General features: G+C 46.7%; 19 protein-coding genes and 2 pseudogenes. 14 read left to right on the top strand and 7 right to left on the bottom strand.

What is annotated here, in order from left to right; all coding sequences use genetic code 11:
* Positions 1-278: 278 nt before the first annotated feature.
* The 4 genes and pseudogenes from H6F91_RS22280 to H6F91_RS22265 form a co-directional block, all read left to right on the top strand.
* Positions 279-539 (top strand): annotated as a pseudogene (locus H6F91_RS22280) (thioredoxin domain-containing protein); the annotation flags it as partial.
* Positions 540-828: 289 nt separating this feature from the next.
* A complete protein-coding gene (locus H6F91_RS22275) occupies positions 829-1,218 on the top strand; it encodes a RidA family protein (protein WP_190789497.1) in 390 nt (129 codons plus the stop codon).
* A gap of 66 nt (positions 1,219-1,284) precedes the next feature.
* Positions 1,285-1,662 carry a nuclear transport factor 2 family protein gene (locus H6F91_RS22270; RefSeq protein WP_190789496.1) on the top strand — a complete coding sequence of 126 codons (378 nt, stop codon included), beginning with the start codon at positions 1,285-1,287 and terminating at the stop codon, positions 1,660-1,662.
* Between the two features lie 356 nt (positions 1,663-2,018).
* A pseudogene (locus tag H6F91_RS22265) lies at positions 2,019-2,204 on the top strand (response regulator transcription factor); the annotation flags it as partial.
* 119 nt (positions 2,205-2,323) lie between these two features.
* Here H6F91_RS22265 and H6F91_RS28040 read toward each other — a convergent pair.
* Together H6F91_RS28040 and H6F91_RS28035 are read right to left on the bottom strand one after the other, a co-directional pair.
* A complete protein-coding gene (locus tag H6F91_RS28040; RefSeq protein ID WP_242035922.1) occupies positions 2,324-2,500 on the bottom strand; it encodes a hypothetical protein in 177 nt (58 codons plus the stop codon).
* A gap of 12 nt (positions 2,501-2,512) precedes the next feature.
* A complete protein-coding gene (locus H6F91_RS28035; RefSeq protein WP_277874446.1) occupies positions 2,513-2,992 on the bottom strand; it encodes a transposase in 480 nt (159 codons plus the stop codon).
* A 296-nt stretch (positions 2,993-3,288) separates the two neighbouring features.
* Here H6F91_RS28035 and H6F91_RS22255 point away from each other — a divergent pair, with 296 nt between their 5' ends.
* Complete coding sequence (locus H6F91_RS22255; protein ID WP_190789494.1) at positions 3,289-4,011, top strand: Crp/Fnr family transcriptional regulator; 723 nt, start codon at positions 3,289-3,291, stop codon at positions 4,009-4,011.
* A 75-nt stretch (positions 4,012-4,086) separates the two neighbouring features.
* Here H6F91_RS22255 and H6F91_RS22250 read toward each other — a convergent pair whose 3' ends face one another.
* Positions 4,087-4,488: a response regulator gene (locus tag H6F91_RS22250; protein WP_190789493.1), complete on the bottom strand. Its 402-nt coding sequence runs from the start codon at positions 4,486-4,488 to the stop codon at positions 4,087-4,089.
* Positions 4,489-4,660: 172 nt separating this feature from the next.
* On the opposite strand from H6F91_RS22250, the gene H6F91_RS22245 reads away from it, so the two are divergent.
* Positions 4,661-5,128, top strand: coding sequence for a response regulator (locus H6F91_RS22245; protein WP_206754962.1), 468 nt, complete (start codon positions 4,661-4,663; stop codon positions 5,126-5,128).
* A 71-nt stretch (positions 5,129-5,199) separates the two neighbouring features.
* On the opposite strand, the gene H6F91_RS22240 is transcribed toward H6F91_RS22245, so the two are convergent.
* From H6F91_RS22240 to H6F91_RS22225, 4 genes are all read right to left on the bottom strand, one after another.
* Positions 5,200-5,700 carry an IS1 family transposase gene (locus H6F91_RS22240; protein WP_199307990.1) on the bottom strand — a complete coding sequence of 167 codons (501 nt, stop codon included), beginning with the start codon at positions 5,698-5,700 and terminating at the stop codon, positions 5,200-5,202.
* 195 nt (positions 5,701-5,895) lie between these two features.
* Positions 5,896-7,083: a substrate-binding domain-containing protein gene (locus tag H6F91_RS22235; RefSeq protein ID WP_190789491.1), complete on the bottom strand. Its 1,188-nt coding sequence runs from the start codon at positions 7,081-7,083 to the stop codon at positions 5,896-5,898.
* A 57-nt stretch (positions 7,084-7,140) separates the two neighbouring features.
* Positions 7,141-9,858, bottom strand: coding sequence for a DAHL domain-containing protein (locus tag H6F91_RS22230; protein WP_190789490.1), 2,718 nt, complete (start codon positions 9,856-9,858; stop codon positions 7,141-7,143).
* Positions 9,855-10,913: a cytochrome c peroxidase gene (locus tag H6F91_RS22225; RefSeq protein WP_190789489.1), complete on the bottom strand. Its 1,059-nt coding sequence runs from the start codon at positions 10,911-10,913 to the stop codon at positions 9,855-9,857. The genes H6F91_RS22230 and H6F91_RS22225 overlap by 4 nt, the downstream gene beginning before the upstream one ends.
* A gap of 82 nt (positions 10,914-10,995) precedes the next feature.
* Between H6F91_RS22225 and H6F91_RS22220 the strand changes: the two genes are divergently transcribed.
* From H6F91_RS22220 to H6F91_RS22180, 8 genes are all read left to right on the top strand, one after another.
* Entirely contained in the window at positions 10,996-12,078 is a 1,083-nt protein-coding gene (locus tag H6F91_RS22220) for a response regulator (RefSeq protein WP_190789488.1), read from the top strand.
* Positions 12,075-12,746 (top strand): response regulator transcription factor, encoded by a 672-nt coding sequence (locus H6F91_RS22215; RefSeq protein WP_190789487.1) that lies wholly within the window; start codon positions 12,075-12,077, stop codon positions 12,744-12,746. Before H6F91_RS22220 ends, H6F91_RS22215 begins: the two co-directional genes overlap by 4 nt.
* 260 nt (positions 12,747-13,006) lie before the next feature.
* Positions 13,007-13,237, top strand: a complete 231-nt coding sequence (locus H6F91_RS22210) for a peptidoglycan-binding domain-containing protein (RefSeq protein ID WP_190789486.1) — start codon at positions 13,007-13,009, stop codon at positions 13,235-13,237.
* A gap of 279 nt (positions 13,238-13,516) precedes the next feature.
* Positions 13,517-14,965, top strand: coding sequence for a M12 family metallopeptidase (locus H6F91_RS22205; protein ID WP_190789485.1), 1,449 nt, complete (start codon positions 13,517-13,519; stop codon positions 14,963-14,965).
* Between the two features lie 137 nt (positions 14,966-15,102).
* Positions 15,103-18,516 carry a caspase family protein gene (locus H6F91_RS22200; RefSeq protein ID WP_190789484.1) on the top strand — a complete coding sequence of 1,138 codons (3,414 nt, stop codon included), beginning with the start codon at positions 15,103-15,105 and terminating at the stop codon, positions 18,514-18,516.
* A gap of 44 nt (positions 18,517-18,560) precedes the next feature.
* Positions 18,561-22,802, top strand: coding sequence for a caspase family protein (locus H6F91_RS22195; RefSeq protein ID WP_190789483.1), 4,242 nt, complete (start codon positions 18,561-18,563; stop codon positions 22,800-22,802).
* 656 nt (positions 22,803-23,458) lie between these two features.
* Positions 23,459-23,836 (top strand): hypothetical protein, encoded by a 378-nt coding sequence (locus tag H6F91_RS22190; RefSeq protein WP_190789482.1) that lies wholly within the window; start codon positions 23,459-23,461, stop codon positions 23,834-23,836.
* Positions 23,837-24,705: 869 nt separating this feature from the next.
* A complete protein-coding gene (locus tag H6F91_RS22180) occupies positions 24,706-25,140 on the top strand; it encodes a hypothetical protein (RefSeq protein ID WP_206754961.1) in 435 nt (144 codons plus the stop codon).
* The last annotated feature ends 113 nt before the right edge of the window (positions 25,141-25,253 follow it).

Genomic DNA, 25,253 nt, shown 5'->3' with positions numbered 1-25,253 from the left:
GTGAGCGATCGCACCCAAGCTGTGATTGTTGCGGTTAAACGCGGCATTGTTAGTTTATAGAATGTACTTTCGATCGAGTTGAGAGCCTATCTTAAGTTAGAGCCTACCTTCTACTTCGCGATGGCACGGTTAATCTATCAATTTGCACTGTAAAAAATTCAACTTGCTGTAGGCGACAGCTTGAAGGCGGCCGCCTATATTGAATTTATGCAAACAGTCATGCAAATGGATCGAGCAAGTAAATTGCACGGTTCCATGCTTGGTGCAAATGTAAAAAGATGAGTAACGATCGTAGCCACAGTTCTTTACTTGTACCACCTTCAACTCAAGATTGGATTCAAGGTATTCTGAGCGCCAAAGTAGTGCTGGTGATGTACGGAGACTATCAATGCCCTAGAAGTGCGGACGTTTACAAGCTGATTAAAGCGATCAAACGAGAGCTTCGTGCTGCTTTTGGAGAAGATTATTTATGCTTCATCTTCCGTCATTTTCCACAAACACAGATTCATCCTCATGCTCAACGGGCAGCCCAAGCAGCACCCGTTTCTCAAAGCCATCGGAAGGGTCTTCGGTGATCTCGTTAGTTCGTGAAACCATCAGCAAATGTATCAAAGGACTTCATCACTATGCCTAAAGTGTCTTCTAACCACCCACAAAAGCTAGGGAAGTTCCCCACCGCATCCTCGGTTATTTGATTTTGTGCTGAAATTCACCGGAGAAGAAAGAATGAAACGATTTACATTGTTTACTTTCCTGTACCTCTCGCTTGGAGTTTGTCTGACAGCGAACACTGCGTGAAGCGAAGCTACCGCGCTTGGGTATCCAAATCTGCCTTCGGGCCTTCAAACCTATGGGGAATATCTTTTGAATCAATTGCATTACTCGCAAGCGGTAAAAATTGGCGATCGCGTTGAGACATCAGGTCAAGGTGACTGGGATGACAACCTGCAAATTCCAGAATCGCTTGCGGATGAGATTGCCCAAGCATTTCGGAACATAGAGCGAACCCTGGCGACTGTCGGGGCGGGTTGGGAGCATGTTGTTCATGTCAATTCTTACCATGTTGGCGGGTTTCCTCCAGAAGTTAACGATGTGATGGTCAGGCTATATCGTCATTACATGCCCAACCATGCCCCAGTTTGGACACAGGTAGGAGTCGCGGCTCTTGGACTTCCAATGATGCGAATTGAAATCCGCGTTACTGCAATTGTTCTATGAGTTTTGCATCAGTGGCAGCAAAGACGGCTCCGTTAAAGTATCCATTTGAACAAAGGAGAAATTTAGATGTCAAACAACAATAAAGCCATCTTAGAAGCGGCAAACGCAGCAATTGCTGAAGGCAACTATGAAGGATTCTTGTCGTTCTGCACCGACGACACGCAATGGACATTTGTCGCCGACAATACCCTTCAAGGGAAGGAAGCCGTTCGCCAATGGATGGCAACGGAGTATGTGGAACCACCTTTGAATATCGTCACCAACTTAATCGCTGAAGGTGATTTCGTTACAGCAGTTGGCGACCTGACAATCAAGGGCAAAGACGGGAAGGCGGCTCATTACTCGTACTGCGATGTCTGGCGCTTTCGCGGCGGCAAGATGGTCGAACTAAGAGCTTTCGTCATCAAACCCGAAGTCAAGGATGAAACTAGCAGCGTAGCGTAATTAGAAGCTCATAGATTCGTCTTTTGAATTCACCGCAAGTTAGAGGGTATAACTTTAGATCTTGTCCGTGGTGTGATCGCTGAGGTAGGGTAAATCGCGGCAGTGATCGCCGCTCTAGTCACAACGCTTCTGCACAAAGCTGCAAGGCTTTCGTATCAAATTGCAATCCTTTTGCATCAAGCCGCAATGTTTCTGTATCGAGTCATCTTGCTTCTGTCACAGGTTGCAATGTACAGCTATCAGCAAAAACTTGATTGATTTATAACTCATAGTGAGCAACTTTAACACCACCTAAGAGGTTTTTTATGCAAGAGACAAAATACTCTTCCTCAGTGTCTTTTCAGGCTACGCACAGGCTCTCAAGCCGTGAATTGGAAGTTTTGAAACTCATGGCGGAAGGTCAAAGTAATTCTGAAATTGCAGCCCATCTATATCTGAGCCAGAACACTATAAAAACTTATGTACGTGGTATCTTCAACAAACTTGGAGTTGACCATCGTGTACAAGCTGCTGTAGTTGCTTTACGTCAAGGGCTGATTTAGGAGGTTCAATGATGAATTTTGAAGAAGCACTGGAAGTTGTAGAGCAAATTTCACCACCAGGAACACTAAGGAAATTTCCAGGAATGAATTTACCCATGAGCGGGTCGAATTAGGATATCTCAGATCTTGAACCTTTTCCAGTAAGCCTGGTCAGGCAAGAATTTGAGAACAATTTCAAACCCATACTGTGCCGCAATATCTGTACTCATTCGGATCTGTTTGAGTAATTGAAACCAGACAATCACGGGCAATAAAGTTTCCAGAGCTAAACGGCTAGCCGCTTTCCAGTCCAGCATAGGAGGCAGTGACTATTGGTCAATCCAATGCGCTAACAAATAAGCAATCAACGACAAAATGAGCCAACGATATACTCCTAGCGTGGTTCCTTGACCAAAACAATGAAGCCCAAACCGATGTTTAGCTGTTTTGAAAAAGCCTTCGATGGCCCAACGCTTGCGTCCCAACTGCACCAGATAGGCTCCTGAATACGGATAGGTGGACGCGACAAATCGCAGTTCTCGTTTGCCATCGGCCTGTTTGAGCCAAAACCAGGACACGGTCAGGGGATAGTCCATGCCCTTGAGATACACTTGTAGACCACGCTTGTCATGACGGTAGAGGTCTTTGAGGCAGCGACCGTCCTTGAGCGTACGATTGCTCCGCAGGCCAACGACAGGTCGCCAAGAACGTTTACGAACCGCATCGAGAAACTGGAGAGTACCAAACTCGATATCGGCCTGCATCAGAACCACTCGACCGTTGAGCAAGGACTTGGGCACCGTCGCCAACAACTTGCGGCCCAACTGAGCCAGACTGGCATAGCCCTTCCCCCGCCAAACTCGAAATGGCTCTTTGGCAACCCTTACTGAGAATGGTGCAAGATCTCAGGTAGAGAAAGCAAAGATTATTTCCATTATGGATAATCTGCTCCTAAATCACCAACTTTTGCTAGTGTGAAGATAGTTCCGGCAGGTTGTCGTGGAACTAGAAAAGTTTCTATTGCCATATTGGAGTGGATTACAGCGTCCCTCCCTTGTGCTGACAGTTGATTTTCTCGACTTGGCACATTTAAAGGGAGGTACTCATGTCCATCAATCAAGATTCTGGTGTTCCCGTCAATCGGCTACTTGCGGCTTTACCTACTGAAGTCTATCAGCGGCTGCTGCCCCATTTGCAGCAGGTTTCACTAGTTTTAGAGCAAGTCATCTACGAAATTGATGAGCCTGCGCCGCACGTTTATTTTCCTCATCATTCCGTGATTTCATTGATCGCCCCCATGCTCGATGGTTCTGTCCTCGAAATCGGTCTGGTTGGGCAAGAGGGAATGGCCGGAATTTTTTCGGTTTTAGGCAACAGAACAAAGGCACATCGAGCCATTGTGCAGGTTGCAGATAGTGCGATGCGGATGGATGCAGCGGTGCTGAGAGCCGAATTCGATCGCGGTGGACCGTTGCAGCGCTTGCTGCTGCGCTACGTTCAAGCACTGTTCACGCAAGCGTCTCAATGTGCTGCTTGCAATCGGTTTCACACCACTGAAGAACGTCTTGCCCGTTGGCTTTTGCTCGTGCGCGACAGTGTGCAGAAGAATGAGTTCTCGCTCACACAAGAATTCATGGGTCAGATGTTGGGAACTCGTCGCTCTAGTGTGACCGTGGCGGCTGGCAACCTCAGCCAAGCCGGACTGATTCGCTACACACGCGGCAAAATCACGATTCTCGATCAATCGGGGCTAGAAGAGTTTGCTTGTGAGTGCTACGGGGTCATTCAAAGCGAGTTTGCTCATCTATTAGGCAGTGAGACAGCGTAGTCCTTCTTTGGATAGAAAAGTATCTTTATGTTGAAAATTCGACCGACTGGCGCGATCGATTTCTTTACGATGAAATCAGTCTCGATTGAAGGCTTGCTCATTGAACCTACAGTAAGCCTCGACTTTTGACAACACCTCGTCCAAATCAAGCGGTTTGTGCAGGACTCCGTTTGCTCCGATCTCCAACGCTTGCTCCAGCGTGATCTCGTGGTCGGCTGTGAGCAGCAAGATGGGAATCAACGGCAACTCCTGCTCTTGGCGAAGCTGTCGGGTCACCTCGATGCCACTGAGATCCGGCATCATCACATCGAGCAAAATCAAGCAAGGGGGAGCGCGTTGCACGGTGGCGATCGCTGCCGTGCCAGTGGTGACAGTACTCACCAGATACCCTGCTAGATCTAAAACACATTGCATGAGGGTCAAGTTGTCGATGAGGTCATCCACAACCAGCACATAACGACGATGAGAAACAGTCACAATAATTTGATTTTTAAGGAAGAAAGGCTAATTAAATCAAGATTTGAACAGCCTTGCACTATGCTGACGAATGCTTGCTCAGATTTAATCTGCCCAGCGGTGTGCATTGTTATTGTATTGAGCGAGATCGCAGCGCTTAACATTCGTAATCTTGCCCTTCACGGCTGAATTTATGATGTTTAATTACACGGATAACAATTTCCTCGTGAAGGAAAACAATCAGGGACACGGCGCTAAAAATCGGTCGCCAGTTCTCGTTGGATTGCGGGTGCTGGTCGTGGATAATGATATCGATACCAGCAATCTATTTTGCTTCATACTGGAAACCGAAGGTGCAAAGGTGATTGAAGTTGCTTCGAGTCAGGCCGCAGTCTTGGCTGTCCAGCAAGCTTGCCCTGATGTTTTGATCAGTGACATTTGCCTTCCTGATGAAGATGGATACACGTTGCTTCAAAAAGTCACTGCGATCACAGTGGCAGAGGGAAAACAGCTTCCAGCCATTGCAGTGACGGGGCTGTTCACTGAAGAAGATTGCCAAAAGTTAGCATTTTCAGGCTTTCAAAAGCATCTGCCCAAGCCAACCGACCCCGATGAACTAGTGACGGCTGTGGTAGAAGTGATAGGAAGGAGCAGCAAATGATCGGCAAGTACAGTGTGTGATCTATAGAGAGGGTTGTCATTTTCGGTGGTGTTCTAGACGTGTGGGTGGGGCTAAACGACCCGACCCAACTCATAACGGTTGATGAATGGCCCAATAACAGTATCGTGTAATCGTTCAGACGTTGAAAAACAAATCGTTTTGCGTGCTAATCGTTTGATTCGAGTCCATAGGTTGAGATGCTTGCGCTCAATCTTCTGGGTATGGCGTTTACCAACCTCATGAGTATTTTCATCAAGGACTCTGGCATACGCGCCCCAACCATCGGTGTAAAAACGATGAATACCAAAAGGGGCTAACAGTGCCATTAACTCTTTCAACGCAACGTCAACGTGAGGAGCCAGGACGTAAGCGAGAATCTCACCCGTTGGATGATCGATCGCATGCCACAACCATCGCTCTTGTTTTTTGTTGCCACCGAAACTCCACATCTCGTCCATTTCGGCTTCTCCTCCTCGCTGTAGGACAACTTCGAGGTTTTGAGGTTGAGCTAATCGTTCCAGCACCGCTTCGTTAGCAGGCACCCGTTGGAGGAATTTTTTTAAATTCTTCAATCATAGTGCCGAATGAAAGCACTACGGGAGTTCCAACATGAGGAGTTCGCTGTACATTAAATCCTCTGCATTCAAAATTGCCTGTGCGTCTACTTCCTGCTGTTCCTATCTGGCGATCAGTAACAGGTTTCGCATTGCAGGGTTACTCTCTCGATCCTCGACAGTAACTGGATTCCCTTCAAACCGAAGATCTATCTACTGCTTTGCATGAGCAATATTGCGACAGATTCCCGTCGTGTCATCATTTAATCCATGACAAATCTGCTCCCTCGTCAAATATCCATCCGCAATCACTGTCTGCTGAATATTCAATTTATCCACTACGATCGGATCTAACAACACGGTTGCCAACTGTCCTCCTGGTTCCAATGCCGTTTGCCCATTTACCAAGGTTCTCGGATCAGTTCCATTGCTCAACGCCGCGACTACCTGCGCCGTCACTTGCGCCTGTTTCGCGATCGGTTTATAAACCGTCATCACCTGATCACCCGTGAGAATGTTCTGAATTCCTGTGACAGTCGCATCTTGTCCCGTCACTAACACCCTGCCATCTAGATTCTGCGCCCTCAGCGCTGCAATCGCCGCATTCGCCATTCCATCATTTGCAACATAAGCAATCTGAACATTTTGCTGCTGCGTCAGCAGCCTTTCCATACTCGATTGTGCCTGAGCACTATCCCAGTTCGGCGTATATTGGTCGAAAACTAGATTAATCTTTTTGCTATCAATCAACGGCTGCAATGCTTTCAGCGCACCTTCTCTGAACCGCAAGGCATTGTTATCTGTTTGCGCTCCATGGATCATCACCAGATTTGCACCGGGCTTCAGACCAAATTCGCCTTTATGAAACTGATCAACAATGTATTGTCCTTGTAGTTCACCAACACGAACATTATTAAACGAAACATAGAAGGCAGTGTCTGGGTCTTGAATTAAGCGATCGTAGGCAATCACCGGAACCCGGCTAGCTTTCGCTCGTTGCACAATCACCGACGCTTTATCACTATTCTGCGGACCAACCACAAGAATACAAGCTCCCTTCATCAGTGCCTCTTCTGCCTGGTTCTGTTGAGTGTTCGCATTGTTGTTTGCGTTAGCGTATTGAACTGTGACGCCTGGAATCGCTTGCTTAATTTCTTTTTCTAGCAAGGGATGATCGTAAGTCTCATATCTGATTGAAGAATCTGATTCCGGTAACAAAATTCCAACATTCTTACATCCTTTCGCCGTAGCAAATTTTGTAGTGTTTGTACTTATAGATGGATTGTTTATCGTATTCGTGTCTATATTGTTTTCAGCATTATTTTGATGACTACAAGCCGCAAATAGTAAAACACTTATTAAAGGGGAAAACCAACAAGCAAATCTAACTATCGTATTCATGTGCACCCTGCCTTAAAGTCTGATCGAGAAACGGTAACGAATCTACACCCCTTTTTCTTAATCAATCTTCAGCAATAGCTGCTTAGTTCTTGCAACAATTTCTTCAAACTGAAACTGATCAACAAGGTGGGTTAAAGCTTTTGCTAAATCTGCTTGCGACTCTGGAATTTGTTCGATCAATTGCCTAATGACCTCTGCATCGACGCAAATTGCTGCCTGATGCAATTGGGTTTGCCAAGCGGGTGGCATTTGGTTCAGATGGACTACTTCAATCATTTCAGGGGTGAGAACCGAGGTGTGAAGGGACAGTGATCCTGGTTCTGCTGCGTAGCGGTAGCGGACTCCTAAGTACTGTGCGATCTTTTCAAAAATAATCTCTGCTCGAAACGGCTTTCGTACGAAATCATCACACCCCGCTGCTAACGCCTGATCTCGGTCTTCTTCAAAGGCACTGCCTGTGATGGCAATGATGATGGTCGGGGCTTCATTGTTTTGCCGCTGGGTACGAATCTGTTCTGCGACTTGATAGCCATCTAACACGGGCATCCGTAAATCTAGACAGATTAAGTGCGGCGACCAAGCTTTCCATTGCTCAATCGCATCCTGTCCATTGCTCGCCTCCTGCACCTCAAACCCAATGGGACGCAATAACTCCACCAGGAGTTGGCGATTCTCGAGTTTGTCTTCCACAATCAGGATGCGGTACGTGGGTTGCCCTGGTTCTAACCCAATGACTTGGCGTTGGCTCGACTGAATCAGGATGCCATCTCTTTCAGCTATTGGTGCCTGAATCGTGAAGTGAAACGTTGAGCCATCTCCGATCTGACTTTCAACCCAGATCTCTCCGCCCAATAGCTGAACAAACCGATGACTGATCGCTAAGCCGAGCCCGGTGCCGTCCTGGGCTTGCAGGGGTATCCCCTGATGGGATTGCTGTGTCGCCTTAGCTTGAGCAAAGGGATCAAAGATGCGATCGCGTTCCTCCGGTGCAATGCCAATACCAGTATCGGACACTGCGAAGTGAAGGGTGTTCGTGTCAGGTTGCCATTGGACGCGCAGAACGATCGCTCCAGTTTGGGTAAATTTAACGGCATTCCCTAATAGATTGACCAATACTTGACGCAGTTTGCTTTCATCGGTGCGAATATATTGCGGTAAATCAGAAGATTGTTCCACCATTAATTGCAGCCCTTTAGACTCTGCCTTAAATTGAAACATCTGTTGTAGGGTTGAGATGACGGCATCAAGATCAACGTCGGTTTCATTTAAAGTGATGCGACCTGCTTCAATTTTCGACATTTCTAGAACGTCATTGATCAACATCAATAAATGTTCTCCACTGCGGCTTATCGCATCTAAATGTTGTTGTTGCTGAGCGGCGAGGGAATCACTATAGCTTAGAAGTTGGGCAAATCCAAGAATGACATTCAACGGCGTTCGGAGTTCGTGACTCATATTCGAGAGAAAAATGCTTTTCGCTTTGTTTGCGGATTCAGCCGCTTCTTTGGCGCATTGCAGTTCTTCTTGAGATTTTTTCTGCTCAGTAATATCTCTCGTAATGATCAGCACTTCATTTTTACCGCTCACAACAATTCGATTTTCTAAGTGTTGAACTTTACTATTATTTGTTAGCTTATACTCATAAACTTGTAGTTTACCCGTTCGCAGTACTTGCCGAATATAAGCCATCCGTTCTTTTGCTAATTTAGCAGGCAGAACATCAAATACAGTTTTACCCACGACATCCCGTTCTGTATGGTTCAAATAAACTTTGAAATTGTTTGCTGGAATAAAGTCTAAATATGTACCATCGGCAGTTAAACGCATCATCAAATCTGGAATGGCACTGAGCAGGGTGCGGAATTTTGTTTCACTTTGTCGCAGTGCCTGTTCTGAGCGCTTCAGCTTGAGAATAATCGACGTGGCGATCGCAATCACCCCAACCGTACACATGGCAAAAAACCAGAATCGATAAAAGTCAACGGTTGTGAGTGTTCGTTGATAAGACTGATAGTATGTTTTTGCAATCGCTTCGCCAGTGTCTCTGGTGGGAATAATCAAAATGCCGTGAAGAAGGGCTTCCCATCGGGGTTGTCCTCGTAAAATTAGCTGGGCATGAGCGACCACCGTTTTTAACTCTGGCTCATTGGATCGATCGGCTTCTAGTTGTTCAATCTGTTGCATGAGTTGAGCCGAGACATCTCCGTTGTCTCCTAATACATCTAACAATAGAACGTTCTGAAGGAACAAATTTAGCTGCTCAGACTGGGATGGAGCGATTGTTGGTTTTTCGACTAGCGTGCGAACTAAAATCGGAAAATACGACAGCGAATTCTTCAAAACCGCATTTTGGGAATTGAACTGGTTGATCAGTGCTTCTTTGGCTTGCAACAGTTCCTGCTGGCGGCGCAGCAATTGATCTAGGGCAGCATGTTCTGTGGGATCAACAAAGCTGGGAATCTGTTGCAGGTTGGCTTGAATCTGCTTCAATTTAGCCATTTTGGTCACGATGGAATCGTAGGAGGAAAGCTGCCCTAATCGTGCTTCCAAAACGCGCTGATTCAATCGTGCATCAACCTCTTGCGATTCACGTAAAAGTGTAAGGTAGCGGCTATGTTGATGAATATCAAGGATATTCGCTTTGTTCCACAACACCATCAACACGATCGCAAAACCAATCCAGATCACTGTGTTCCAACACAGCAATTGAGAAAAACGTCCTACTCGCTTGGATCGTCTTGAACGATTGTGATTAAAACTATCAACACGGGTCATGATGCACTCCTGGGAGGTTCTCCGGTGAGCGTCTTTAGAAATTGGGCAATGCGACGAACGTGTGCTTGAGGAAGGGGGCGACCGAGTTGATACTTTGCCATTACGGCGATCGCTTGTTCAAGCGTTTGAGCCGTGCCATCATGAAAATAAGGCGGTGTGATTGCGACATTTCTGAGGCTCGGAACCCGGAACACGAATCGATCGTTCTCGCTGCCCGTCACGTTGTAGTACCCATAGTCGGCAGGGGTAATGTTGCCGCGATCGGCAAAATAATTTCCGATCTCCCCAAATTTCTGGAACAAATTGCCGCCCACATTCACGCCCTGGTGACAACTCACACAGCCGTAACTTTTAAATAATCGATAGCCCTCCTGTTCTTCAACTGTTAACACCGTGTAATCGCCGCGCAAAAATTGATCAAAGCGGGAGTTCGGCGTAATGAGGGATCGCTCGTAAACCGCGATCGCATCAATCACATTGGGCAAGGTGATCCCATCAGCATAAACGGCGTTAAATAGTTGAACGTAGTCGGGTACTTGCTGAAGTTTCGGGATGACTTGCTCCCAAGAAAGCCCCATCACGTTCTGGGCTAATCCCTCGTTCTGAGCCTCTAGCGTCTCAAAGCGTCCGTTCCAACTAAACCGGAAATTGTAGCCGATATTGAAAACCGTCGGGGTATTTACCTGTGTTCGCACCCCAGTTGCTCCAATGGATCGAACTTGTCGATCTGCCCCTCCTTGATCCAGGTGATGGCAACTGAGACAAGATACCTGATTATTGGTGGAAATGCGCGTGTCAGCAAAGAGTTTTTCTCCTAACTGCACTTTATTTTTATCTAGTGAAACTTGTAGGGGAATCGGTTGAATTGGCTCGTTCTGTGAACTCGTGATGGTGATTTCGGGCTGAGTTGATGTGGCAATCGGGTCAGGCTGTAACCGCTGCCATAATAGTGCGATTAGGATTGCAGTTCCAATCAGTCCAACTAAAATAATCCAGCGTCGAGGTCGTCGCTCCTGGGGACGTTGAAATATTCGATCGAGACGGTCAAATCGCATGATTCGTACCCCTTGGAATGTTTTGGAAACAAGAGCTTATGACTGAAAGGGTATAATCACCGGATATAGCTCAGGTTAAGTGATGAGCCGTGAATCTTCAACAAAGGCAGATATTCTTATCATTGATGATGCTCCCGACAATTTGCGATTGTTATCAACGATACTGAGTGAGCGGGGCTACAAAGTCCGGGGTGTGATCAATGGATCGGCAGCATTGATGGGTGCACAGGCACAACCGCCAGATCTGATTTTGCTTGATGTCAATATGCCAGGTATCAATGGCTACGAAGTTTGTCGTTTGCTTAAAGAGAATACGCAAACGAATACTATTCCAGTGATTTTTATTAGTGCCCTAAACGAAGTAATTGATAAAGTCAAAGCCTTTTCAGTGGGGGGTGTGGATTATATTTGTAAACCATTCCAGGTTGAAGAAGTCATGGTTCGGATTGAAACCCAACTGTCGCTCCGCCGCTTGCAAGCAGAACTGCAACAAGCCTTAGCCCACGAGCGATCGCTCAACCAACAGATTGAAGCAATGGCAGCTATTGAGGAGCGCAATCGCATTGCTCGCGAGATTCACGATTCGCTCGGACATTCCCTGACGGCGCTGACTGTGCAGCTCCAAGCCAGCATCAGTGTGCTTCAAACCGATCCCGTTCAAGCCCAAGTTTTTCTAACTCAGGCGTATCAGTTAAGCAAAACTGCAATGCTGGAAGTGCGTCAATCTGTCAAGACACTGCGGGCCGATCAACCAGATCAAGCATCTTTAGAAGCAACGATCTTGGATTTGGTAGAAGGATTTCGACAAGTTACAGGAATTATCCCACTCGTTCAGATTGATATAAAGAAATGCATTTCTTTATCTGTATCGAGAACAATTCATCGGATTGTGCAAGAAGCTCTAACAAATATCTCTAAATACGCACAGGCAACTCAGGTACAGATTGACCTGGTGACAATTCGCCAAGCCAGCGGGGATTGCCTTTGCCTAACGCTCAAAGATAACGGCAAAGGATTTGATTGCCACCAGCATACCGCTGGATTTGGACTGCAAGGGATGCAAGAACGAGTGTCCGCCTTAGCGGGAGAATTCCACTTAACGACAGCATCCGGAGCAGGTTGCCAAATTGAGGTTCGATTTCCGTTATCTTCAGGTGCTCTATGATTCGATTGCTACTGGTCGATGATCAAAGTTTGATCTGCCAAGGGCTACAGGCAGTTCTGGATCAGGAAACTGATCTGCAAGTGGTGGGCTGTGCGGAAAATGGAAAGGCTGCGATCGCGCAAGTTACCGCGTTGCAGCCGGATGTTGTGCTGATGGATATCCGCATGCCTGTTATGACTGGCATCGAAGCAACTCAATTGATGACTGAGCAGTTTCCCAACACAAAGGTATTAGTGTTGAGTACCTTTGATGACGATCGCGATATTGCTCAGGCGATGCGGGCTGGTGCAAAGGGCTATTTGCTCAAAGATATGCCCGCTTCTGAACTCATTGAAGCCATTCGTTCTGTTCATCGGGGCTATTGTCAGATGGCTCCAGGATTAATCGAAAAGTTATTAACCAATGTTCCAGACAACGATTCGGGGCAGCGGAACGTCGCAGAGGAAATTAAACAACTACCGTCTAGAGAACGAGATGTATTGCGCTTAATCGGTCAGGGATGTCCAAATCGTGAAATTGCAGCCCAATTGAATTTGGCAGAGGGCACCGTTAAAACGTATGTATCCCATTTACTGAACCGCTTGGCACTCAGTAATCGATCGCAGCTTGCCATCTATGCCACCTCGATTAGCGGCAGCGCATCTTTGAAGGAACCCCCTCAATGCTGAACGCTTAGAAAGCGCTTTTCAAAGCGGACAGGGCACGCCCACAGGGTGTGCCCTGTCCGCTTTTCATTACAAAATGAGAATTGCTGTATTGCTAATTGACGAAAGGCTTAAGTAAGTATACTCAGTCAATCAACGAATGTTAACCGGGTTAACTCTACTTTGTTGAGTGAGGGTCGAGACGTTCTTCAGATGTTTCTCTTGAACCAAATCTCTACGATAAAGACAGTTAAGCAAAGAGCTGAGATTCAAGGATAAAAGATATGCCAGTTCAAAGCGATCAAAGAACTCTAAGTCTTGGTAGCGTCGGTGAAGATGTTCAACGTCTGCAAAACTCCCTAAATACTCTTGATTTTGGCCCTATAGATGAAGATGGAGTATTTGGTGAAAGCACCAAAGCTGCTATCAAGAGCTATCAAAGTAGCCGTGGATTGACAGCAGATGGAATTGTTGGTCCTGAAACTTGGGCGCGTATATTTCACAATCTTGGTTAACGCTTTGAGATTTTTGCAAATACTTCGGTAATTGAATTGAATGCACCGACCGTAGGTTGTGTTAGAAAGTGAACCGTAATTCACCAGAACCATTGAAATCATGCGTTACACAATTAACTCGAAGGGTAAACAGCGAAGCTACCGCTAACGAATCCTACACAATCATCAATATGAGCATCAACAGACGTTGCCGGAATAATAACAACATTTCCTAGAAAGCTACAAAATTTGAGTTTGTTTCGAGCACATCCTTTAGCTTTAATTCCAGGAGCATCACTTATGACGACGACAAATGAACGCAATATTTCCTCTCCTGATTCTGGTTCTATTGAACCCCAACTCAAAGCAGCATCAGATTGCTCTGTTGATGATGTTGATGTTTCAGTTTGGTTTCGATCAGGTAAGCGCAGAACTGGCTATATCCAGGGTCGTACCTTCGATGTCAAAGAAGTGGAATATTCTGAAATTGATGGCAACGCCATCCTGGAAGGTGATATTCTCTTGGGCAGCATTGAAGAAATGGAACAATTTGCTGAGATGGTGCGATCGGGTGAAGTTCCCCGTGGCGTTGGCATTACGCGCAGAGAAAATCGCTGGACGCGGGGAATCATTCCCTACGTAATGGATAAGTCAATTCCACCAAAACAATATGAGGTAATTCGGGCAGCCGTACGACATTGGGATGATAAAACTCCACTTCAATTTGTGGAACGCACCCCTGAAAATGAGAAGGAGTTTCCTAACTATGTGCAGTTTGAGAACACAGAAAAAGGATTTTTTTCGTCCATTGGTATGGTTGGAAAAGAGAAACAAAAAATTAATCTAGAAGGGGAGGGCTATGGCATCGGTGTCATTCTTCATGAAATCGGTCATGCCATAGGTTTGTTTCATGAGCAGAGCCGACAAGACCGCGATAGTTTTGTGCGAATTGTAGAAGAGAACGTTGAACCTGGGAAGATAGATCAGTTTAACAAGAATAACGACATCGCGGACGATATTGGTGAGTATGACTACGACTCAGTCATGCACTATAGTCCAGCTGCGTTTGGCAAAAAGGGTAGCGACGGTAAATCCTTAACCACGATCGAAGCCCTTGACTCCAATAAGGACGCTAAACAGAAGCGTCTAGAGCGAGAAAAGATAGAACTTAGCAAGGGTGACATTGCAGCAGTTGAGTACATGTATAAGGACATCATTCAGCCCACACCCACGCCCCCCTCTCCTCCAGTACCTCCACCTCCCACTCCGATCCCTACTCCACCCCCCACCCCGACTCCGACTAAGCCGCCTCAAATGGCGATCGTCTCGGTCTATCAGTACTCTGCCACCACTCCCGTTTGGCGTTATTTGTATAGCGCGACGCGATCGGAGAGCTTTACTCAAGACGGTTGGAAGTTAGATGGTGTGGTCTTCCGCGCTTTCGATCAGAGCCAACTCGGAACGGTTCCCGTGTACCGACACATTGCTGAAGAACCCTGGAAATATCAGCTTTCCCGCAAAGCGGCGATCGGGCAGGGCTGGAAGAATGAAGGCGTTGCGTTCTATGCCTTTGCTAAACCCCAGGATAAAAATTCTGGTCTTTCTGAACCCCTTCAGCCGATTCATCAACACTATGCGAAAGATCGGCAGGATGGATGGCGGTATCAGTATTCTATCCAGGAGAATATTGGGGACGGCTGGACCTCTGAAGGACCTGCATTTTATGCCTTGCTGCCAGCACCCAAATAGATCTGCTGTATCGCTGTAGTTCACTCTATGACAGGGGTGTGGCTGTAACCTCACGCAGAGGCGAAGTTCCTGCACCCCGTCGTTAGCCGAATGGCTATGGATATCTTTCAGGATCGGCTTAAAAGTAGGAGAAAGCAATGACTCGTCATATCTACGCATTATTAGTCGCAATTGATCAGTATGTTGCTCCTGTCCCTCCATTAAACGGATGCGTGAATGATGTCACTGCTATCAAAACCTATCTAGAAGGACGAACTGAAGACCAGAACAAACTGCACATTCAGACGCTCTTTAACCAAGAAGCGACCTATCGCGCGATCGTCACCGCATTCCGATCGCATCTGTGTCAGGCTAAACCTGGAGATGCGGTGTTATTTTACTATGCTGGACACGGTAGCCAGGAGCAAACGCCAGCAGAATTTTGGGCGATCGAGCCAGATCATTTGCATGAAACGCTAGTGTGCTACGACAGCCGCACACCGACCGGGAAAGATCTAGCAGACAAAGAATTGGCAAAGTTAATTGCTGAAGTTGCTGAAAATAAGCCGCAAATTACGATCGTGCTAGATTGCTGTCATTCTGGATCGGGCACTCGTGAGATTGATCCAGATGTTGCCGTGCGTCAGGCTCCGGCGGATTCGCGAGTGCGATCGCTCGATCAATTTCTATTTTCGCCAAGCGAAATTGAACAGCTCAGATCAGCAACGAATTGGTCAATACCGCGTGGAAATCATGTACTGTTGTCAGCGTGTCGTGATCGCGAACTTGCGAAAGAAGTGCGGATCAGTGGACAAAGCCGGGGGGCATTTTCCTACTATTTGCTGGATACCTTGAAGCAGGCAAACGGCAATTTGACCCTGCGCGAGTTATTCAAACGAACTCATGCCCTGGTTTCTAACAAAGTGACGGCACAATCTCCTCAACTGGAGGCAGCCGTTTCCGGCGAACTCGATCAGCTATTTTTGGGTGGCGCGATCGCTCCCCGTTCTGCCTACTTTACCGTCAGCTATCACAAAGACGACGAATGGATCATCGATGGCGGCGCGGTTCACGGTATCCCACAAGCGTCGGCAGGAGAAACCATGACGCTTGCCCTATTTCCATTGAATGCGTCTGCTGATGAATTAAAAACGCTATCGCGGGCGATCGGCGAAGCGCAGGTGTTGGAGGTGCTGCCGCAGCGGAGCAAAGTGAAGATTACTGGCATTTCAAGCTTAGAGCCAGAACAAGTGTTTAAGGCGATCGCCACCAGCTTACCCCTGCCCCCGAAAGGAATTGTCCTGATGGGAGACGCGAATGGACTGGAACAGGTTCGTACTGCCTTGCAATCCTCGCTGTATATCCAGGAAGTTGAAGCTGCTGAGAATGCAGAATTTAAGCTAACGGCACAAAATCAACAATACTGGATTACCCGATCGATGGACGCTCACCCACTCGTGAACTCCATTCAAGGATACACACCAGAGAGCGCATCAAAGGCGGTAGAGCGGCTAGAACACATGACCCGATGGCTCAACATTGTTGAACTGTCCAGTCCGGCAACCAGCCGAATTCGACCCGACGCTGTGCAGATGCAGCTTTATCAAGACGGACAGGAACTACAGGACTTAGAGATCCGCTTAAGGTATCAGCAGGAGAATCAGAAATCAAAGCCACCTTCCTGCAAAATCAAGTTAAAAAATACGAGTGACGAAGCATTATATTGCGCTTTATTGGATTTAACCGATCGCTATGCCGTCAGTGCAGACTTATTTGAAACAGGTGGAGTTTGGCTCAATCCCGGTGAAGAAGTTTGGGCGTTGGGTAATCGGCCCATTTATCCAACCGTACCAGAAAAACTTTGGAAACAGGGCATTACAGAAACGCGGGATGTTTTGAAACTCATTGTTGCAACGACTGAGTTCGACGCAACCTTACTCGAACAAGCTGAACTGGATTTACCCGCTTTGCCGTCTCGCAGTATCAGTCGGGGTCGAGGAACCCTGAATCGGTTGATGAATCGCGTCCAGCATCGAGAACTCAGGGCAATCCCTGAAGAAGAACTCTACGATGATTGGGTGACGAGTCAAATCGTGATGACCACCGTTCGCCCCCAAGCCACTGTTCCGATTTCGAGCAGGGAAAGCACAGCGTTAGCACCAGGCGTGACACTATTTGCCCATCCCAGCTTGACTGCCCAGGTTCGATTAACTAGCGAAACGGAGTCGACGCGCAGCACAGGCAGCATTTTACCCCCATTGCTCCGAGAAGCGAACAGCCAGTCCTTCCAATTTGCTGCCAGTCGCGGCAGCGATCCAGGCTTGAGTGTGCTGGAGTTGAGCCAGATTGCGGATCGATCGCAGGTCACACCCACTGCGCCCCTCAAACTTTTAGTGGATTCTCCGTTAGCGTCGAATGAGCGATTACTCGCGATCGCCCATGACGGCGAATTTTTCCTGCCTTTAGGCAGCGGACGTTCAGTTGATGGAAAGACTGAAATTACCATCGAGCGGTTGCCGAATGCTTCTGATTCGCTGGCATCAGATAGCCGCAGCTTGGGTGGAGCACTTCGGCTGTGCTTCCAAAAAATTTTGATGGAACAGTTGGGATTAGAGTTTGAGTATCCTGTTTTAGCGATCGCCCAACTCAACCCTGACGAAACGGTCACTTACATCAAAGACAGAGAGGTCATCAAAGCGCGAATTGCTCAAGCAAAACGAGTGGTGCTGTATGTTCACGGCATTACTGGCACAACCTGTGGGATGGCACTGAGCTTGCAGAAGGCGAATCTGATCGATTGCTATGACGTGATCCTGGCATTTGACTATGAGAATCTAAACACATCCATTGAGGAAAATGCCCGATTGCTGAAGCAGAGATTAGCAGCCGTTGGGCTGGGTGAGAATCACGGCAAAACGCTGCACATCATCGCGCATTCAATGGGTGGCTTAGTGTCCCGGTGGATGATTGAGAAAGAAGGAGGCGATCGCATGATTCAACACTTAATCATGTTTGGCACACCCAATGCGGGTTCTCCCTGGGCAACCGTCCAAGATTGGGCTTTGGCAACGTTGAGCATCGGACTGAACGGATTATCTCTCATAACCTGGAGCGCACCGATCGTCGGGATGTTGATCAAAATAATTGATCAAGCAATCGATCATTCTGACGTAGTCCAGGTGAATTTAAAGCGAATGCGCCCCGGCTCTCCTGTATTACAAGCTCTGGCAGATAGCGTTGACATGGGTGTTCCTTATACCCTAATTGCGGGCAATACTTCAATCGTTCCTGCGGCACTTCAAACTCAGCAAGATCAACGAATGAATCCTTTAGAAAGATTGATGAAAAGGCTGTTCAATAACTTTACTGAGTTACCGTTCTTCAATCAACCGAATGATATTGCTGTGACAGTTCACAGTAGTCAAAGTGTCAGTTGGGTCAAGCCATCACAAATTTATGAAGTGGGCTGTGATCATCTGGTTTACTTCAATGATCCAGTCGGGTTAGAAACTTTTTCAAAAGCGGTACTTCAGGCTCAAAATCAAACTGTGTTATTGAGTCAATCACAGTAATCAATTTTTTTAAAGCGGATCATCGATAGCTAGAGGCGCATTCCATGTCTGGGTTCTCAGGAAATTTAGCGATCGTCATTGGCATTAACCAATACGATTACGGAATTGCGCCGCTCCAGAATGCGGTGAATGACGCGAAACAACTGGTCAAGATTCTACGTGAAAAGCACAACTACCGGGTGTGGGTATGCCTTGATGAAGACGCAACGCTGAAGAATTTAGAACACCTGCTCGAAAAGACACTGCCTGAGAACGTGGGTCAGGACGATCGCCTCTTGTTCTATTTTGCAGGTCATGGCATTGCCCTCAGCGGCGATGATGATCCAGCGGGCTATCTGATTCCTCAAGATGCCAGGCAAGGCGAAGTGCAGACTTATCTGCCGATGACCCGCTTGCAGGCCGCACTGGAAAAGTTACCTTGTCGCCATTTTTTAGGCATTCTCGACTGTTGTTTTGCGGGCGCGTTTCGCTGGGGCAGCACTCGCGATTTGCTGGCAGCTCCAGAGGTGATTCATCGGGAACGGTACGATCGCTTTATCCAAGATCCTGCTTGGCAGATCATCACTTCAGCAGCTTCTGATCAAAAAGCTTTAGATGCTTTGTCGCTCAACGCAGAACGCAGTCAAGTCGGTGAACATTCTCCGTTTGCGGCTGCATTGTTTGAGGCACTCTCTGGAGATGCCGATCGCTATCCTCCGGCTACACCTGGAAAACGCCCTGGCGATGGCGTTGTAACTGCAACGGAACTCTATCTATATTTGCGCGATCGCATTGAGCCTGCAACCGAATCTTATCGCCAGCGGCAAACTCCCGGAATTTGGTCACTCAAGAAACACGACAAGGGCGAATATGTCTTTCTCACACCGGGGCATCCCCTGAATTTGCCACCTGCACCTCCGCTTGATGAATCAAAAAACCCCTATCGTGGATTAGAATCCTTTGAGACAGAACACAAAGATTTATTTTTTGGACGAACTGCGATCGTCGAGCAATTAGCGGAGTTTGTGACAAGCCATCCATTGACCGTTGTATTAGGAGCTTCCGGTTCTGGAAAGTCAAGCTTGGTCAAAGCAGGACTCATCCCCAAACTCGAAGCAACAGATTGGGTAAAGATTGTCATTCGTCCTGGAAAATCTGCTTATGCTGCATTAAATATTGCACTCGATCAGGAGGCTGTAGCTCAAAAATCCTACGTTGAACTGATTTCAAATTGGAAACAAGAAAATCCTCATACAAAAATATTACTTGTGATTGATCAGTGCGAGGAATTGATCACACTTTGCCACAACGAACAGGAAAGTCGTCAATTCTTGGAAGAACTGGAACAAGTCATTACAACGCATTCCGATACAATTAAAGTCATCTTAACGCTACGTTCGGACTTTGAACCGCAATTGCGAGATTTAGCCTTAAAAGAGTGGTGGCAGTCTGCTCGATTTATTGTTCCTGCAATGTCTCGATCACAATTACGAAATGCAATCGAGAAACCCGCAGAAGCACGAGTCATGTACTTTCAACCGCATGATCTCGTAGAGAAACTAATTGATGAAGTCGCAGATATGCCGGGCGCTTTACCGTTGTTATCATTTGCTTTGAGCGAACTCTATCTGAACTATCTCAAGCGTCAGCGTGAAGCTAATCTTCGGGGTGAAACGCTTGATCGGGCTGTCACCCAAGCCGACTATGACAAACTAGGCGGGGTCACGCGTAGTTTGACCCAACGGGCTGATCAGGAATGCAACGCCTTAGGAGAGGCTTACGAACAAACCATTAAGATCGTCATGCTACGAATGGTTGCAGTGGGGAGCGGCGAACTCGCTCGACGGAGAGTCTCTTGGACAGAACTCAGCTATTCTCCTGCGAGAGCCGGACAAGTCAAGCAGGTGATTGAGAAATTTTCAGCGGCTCGCTTGTTAGTGGAAGGACAGAATGCCGAAGGAAATTCCTATGTGGAACCTGCTCACGATGCACTGATTTTGGGGTGGGCAAAACTAAGAGATTGGGCGAAAGCTGAGAAAAACTTAGAGCTGCAACGCCGCTTAACGCCTGCCGCCTTTGAATGGAAAACAAAGCAGCAAAATCGTTTCCTGTGGAATGCTGATCCCTATCTAGAGGTTCTGCAAAAAGAGGTGTTCAACTCGTCTAAACAAAATTGGCTGAATCAAGTTGAGACAGAGTTTGTGCAGCGTAGTGCTCAGCAAAAACAGCGCAATGTGCGAACTCGCTGGGGAATTGCGATCGCCGTCATGTTGGGCTTAAGTGGACTGGCGATCGCCGCTTGGTTCGGTCAACGAGATGCAAAGATTGGACAAATGCAGGCAGCCAGTCAAGCCTCAGAAGCCCTGCTCCAAACAAAACAACTGACAATCGATGCGGCACTCGATAGTTTACACGCTGCAAAACTGCTCAAGGAACTCCAACAAGGTTTCTTTCCAATTCCTATCAATGAGCAAACGGCAATCGTGAGAAACCTGCGAAAAGCAGTTTATACCGTTCGGGAAATGAACCGCTTAGAAGGTTTTTCGGGAAGAGTTGCCAAAGTGTTTTGGAAAGACGATCGGTTGCTTGTCGTCACGATCGAGCAAGCAGGAACGGTTCACATTTGGGATAGCCAAAACCGACAAGAGGTTAATAAACTAGACCGTCCGCCAGGATCAACCACTGATGTTGAGTTAAGTCCGGATGGCAATCTGTTAGCGATCGCTGGAGGGGAGGGCGGCACAATCTCTCTATGGGGTTGGCAACAACAGCAAGTCACCGCAGAACTCCCAGTAGATGAAAACATCACGCGTCTGCGATTTAGTCTAGATAGTCGTCAATTGGCGGTTGTCGGTTATCGATCAACGGATACGGGAGTTTCTAATATCTTCTACCACTGGGACTTAGCCACTAACGCCTACAGTCAAGTCACCCAACCCAATCTTCTCGACGTTGGATTTGATACCCAGGGACAATTGCTCCAAGCGATCGCCAAAGAGGACGGAACCCTACAAATCCTCAATGCTTCAAACCAGCTACTCCAGCAATTTAATTCTGGAGTCTCCCATGCACCTTTGGATGCAGTATTCAACCTCAATGGCAGCCGCATTTTTATTAACCAAAAAAGAAACGATGGTCAGGGGCTAGAGGAAGGTGCGATCGTGCGAGATTTGAACACCGATGAAGTTACGGCTCTGGGGCAAGATTTTACCTTTGCCTTTAGCGCCAAGGGCAGTATTTTGGCAACCACTGGAGCAGCAGATGGCACGGTTCGCTTGAGAACTGGATCGGGTGAGCCGATCGAATTCAAAGCGCATCAGACTCAGGTTGCCAATCTCGACTTTAGAGAAGATGGTAGTCAACTTGCAACTGCCAGTGCAGATGGAACGGTTCGCATTTGGTCAGTGGAACCTCAGCCCTTAACTTTTCTCCAACAGCTACCCGGTTCTTTTCAAAGTGTTGCTTTTCAGCCCGGGAGAAATCGAATTATCGGGCAATCTCCCGATGGAATTTTGCATTGGTTCAACGCTAAAGGAGAGTTAACGGAGCAATCGCAGGCTTCTCTCCCATTGTTCAATGAAATGAGTTTTAGCCCAGATGGTCAACGGCTGGTTGCGCTAGCGCAAGACGGAACCTTGTACTCCTTAACCCCCGATGGCACAGTATTAAACCCGTTTGAGGGAAACTATTCTCCTAGTAGTGTGTATCCTCCTAGTAATGTGGCATTTAGTCCTGAGGGTGGACAAGTCGCTGTGATTGCAGGAGAAGAATCTGAGAGAACGATCAACATTCTGGATGTGACCTCTGGTAGGATTGTGAATCGCTTTCGTCAAACGCAGCCAACAAAGTTCGATCAAGTGATTTGGCAACCTGACAGCAACCGAATTCTATATGCCTCCCTAACCGTAGTAGAGGATGGGGTTAGAGATAATAGCGTCCGGTTGTGGGATGTTGCTTCAGAGCGGCAATATGCAACACCTCTAACCGCTTATCAGCGAAATGGATTTAGCAGTCTTACCTTCAATCAAGATGGTAGCTTGATGGCGATCGCAGAAAACGATCGAATCATTCTGACCTATCTAGATGGAACAACGATGGCGGAATTTTCGACGGATTCAGGCGGGATTAAAAGCTTAAAGCTCAGTTCTGACGGAGCATTCCTCTTATCCATTGGAGAAGATGGAACAACAAAACTATGGCAAATTGGCGAATTAGATCAACTGATAGAACAGGGGTGCAATCGCCTTCGCAACTATCTCACCCAAATGAATGTCAGTGAGCGCGATCGACAACTTTGCAAGGACTAAATTTAGGAGTGATCAGAAAACTGTCTTAGAACAGCTTGAAGCTTTTTATAGCTGTATCCATTTTCATTAGGACAAAGGAGTGAGGCGGCGCGTTGCGCCGCCTCACTCCTTTGTCCTAATGAAAATGGATAAGAGTATATCCTAGAAAGTTCGTTCAGAAGTGCGAGATAACAATCCGCTGACATTATGGAGTCGATCGCAGCTTGCCATTTATGCAAACTCGATTAGCGCGATCGCAGCTCTGAACGAACTCCCTCAATGTTAAACGCTTAGAAAGCGGCAGTCAGGCAAACCGTTGAGGAAAAAAGAAAAAACTTACTTCCGACTGGAGCAAGTACTCTGGTCGTTTTTTTGCTGTCAAGCAGGGAGCGTTGCTCATTGACAAAAGACTTAAGTAATCATACTCAGTCAGCTAACTAATGTTAACTGGGTTAACTTTACTTCGTTGAGTGAGGGTCGAGACGTTCTTCAGATGTTTCTCTTGAGCTGAATCTCTACTATAGAGACAGTTAAGCGAACAGATTAGCTGCACAGCTAATCTGTTCGCTGGGGGAACAGATATAACCAACTTTCAGATTTACAGCAAGCAAACACAAAAATGAAAGCAAATGAGCAGTAGCTTTCATTCAACCTATTGAGTCATTAGGAGAAAATAAATGAACACTAAATTGATGAAAATCATGGTTTCTTTCGTTGCTGTCGTTTTGACTTTTATGAGTTCGATTCCATCCGCGATCGCTGCAGAAGCTGGATCAACTCTAGAGGTTCAGTTGTATGAGCATAGCGATTTTCAAGGAAAGTCTTTGCCATTCTATGTTGGTGGAGTAAGGTCTGAACCAATTAGCCCGCAACTCATCAATCAAGTCAGCTCTTTGAGTGTCCCCTCAGGCGTTGCAGTTACGCTGATCGACCAAGAAACTGGAAGACGTGCCACGTATAGAGGGAGTTACAGCTATGTAGGTGATTTCATGAATGATCGAGCCGATTCCGTTGAAATCGTTCAAGATTGCTCACCCGACGCAGAAGTGTGTTAGCGATTAGAGAAAATTGCTCTAGGCTCTGTTTTAAAAGTTGTTTTTTTGTGCGTGAAGCGCACAAAAAAACAACCCTTCCAGCAAGTTTTAAAACACGCCCTAGCAGATGGATCCGTAGGGTGCGTCAATGGCGTAGCATGCCCTACACAGGACTAACTGGCTTTCGAGAAATTGCTTAGGATCCTTACAAAAATAACTTGAGTACTTCTGGAAAAAGTTGCTTACCTGTAGGGTTTACAAGGTTTTGGTAGAGCAGTTTAAATTTGTAAGGATTCTTAGGTCGAGTTTTGGCTGTCAAGCTAGGGGCGTTGCTGATCGGCAAAAGGCTTAAGTAAGCCTATGCGACTTTGTTCATAGTAGCCCAACCAACAAGGAGATTAATCATGGCGGATAGATTTCTTGTCGCACTTAGATGTATGGGAGAGATAGATGGGCCTAGATTTCTAGGTGGTAACCCATATGAAGGAACTGTTAGGCTAGCATCCAATCTTGAATCCTATGGAACTAACTGGATACTCAATTTTCAACCCGGTCTCGAAGGAGTATCTTTTAAGTGCGTGGAAGATGAAGATGGTTATCTAGAGCGTATAGACGATGCAACGGTTGGACTAATATCTGACAGTCCAGGTACTAGATGGGTAACCAGATGGCGCTACGGTGATAACAATCAAGTAGTAACATTTCAGTGTGTAGCTAGCACTGGTCGTAATCTGTTCCTCGATGGTAGGACAGGAAGTGAAACTGTTGGATTCGCACCTGGTACTGATGGGTTTTCTGGAACTCAATGGGAAGTGATCAAGCTAGCAAACGATCCTTTTTAACTGAATACATTCGAAGATACGAATACCAATTCTCCGATCACTGGAGTGGTGGATACTGAGAAGCTTGGTTTATTAGGGCATTCCTTTGGTGGGGCTGTTGGTCTTTCAGTGAGTGCCAATCAATGTTTGGCACTCCTCTGTCAAGAACCTTTTACTCGTCCGCCTCAACTTCTTGCGGGTGCTTTCTTTGGGGCAAATCTTCGTGATCAAGTTACTGGAAATTTTGTGTCAATTAATAATAACGGCATTGAAGTTGCTTTGTTGCAAGGCGATCGCGATGGTGTTGCACTTTTCCCTCGAACAGAACAAACCTATAACAATATTCAATCTCCTCCAAAACTATTGTTATCAGTAACAGGAGCCAACCATTTTGGGATAACTAACATCAATAATCCTCCTGGCGCACAACCCGTGGGATTGTTGACCTTTGGGATTGTAAGTTTTGGTTACTCTGTTCTTAAAACCAAACTACTAAAAAGATGATTAAGTAGGGCTTGCTGAAAAAGTAACAAAGAAGGAAACGAATGATCAGCTAACTAAAGGAGTAAAAGTGAGAGATAAGTTTTTTTCGGGTTAATGAGTTAGTAAAACGCTCT

This window comes from Leptolyngbya sp. FACHB-8 (genome assembly GCF_014695575.1).
Taxonomy (GTDB): domain Bacteria; phylum Cyanobacteriota; class Cyanobacteriia; order Elainellales; family Elainellaceae; genus Vacuolonema.
The sequence above is the reverse complement of the archived record's forward strand: the minus strand, read 5'-3'. Positions and strand labels throughout refer to the sequence as shown.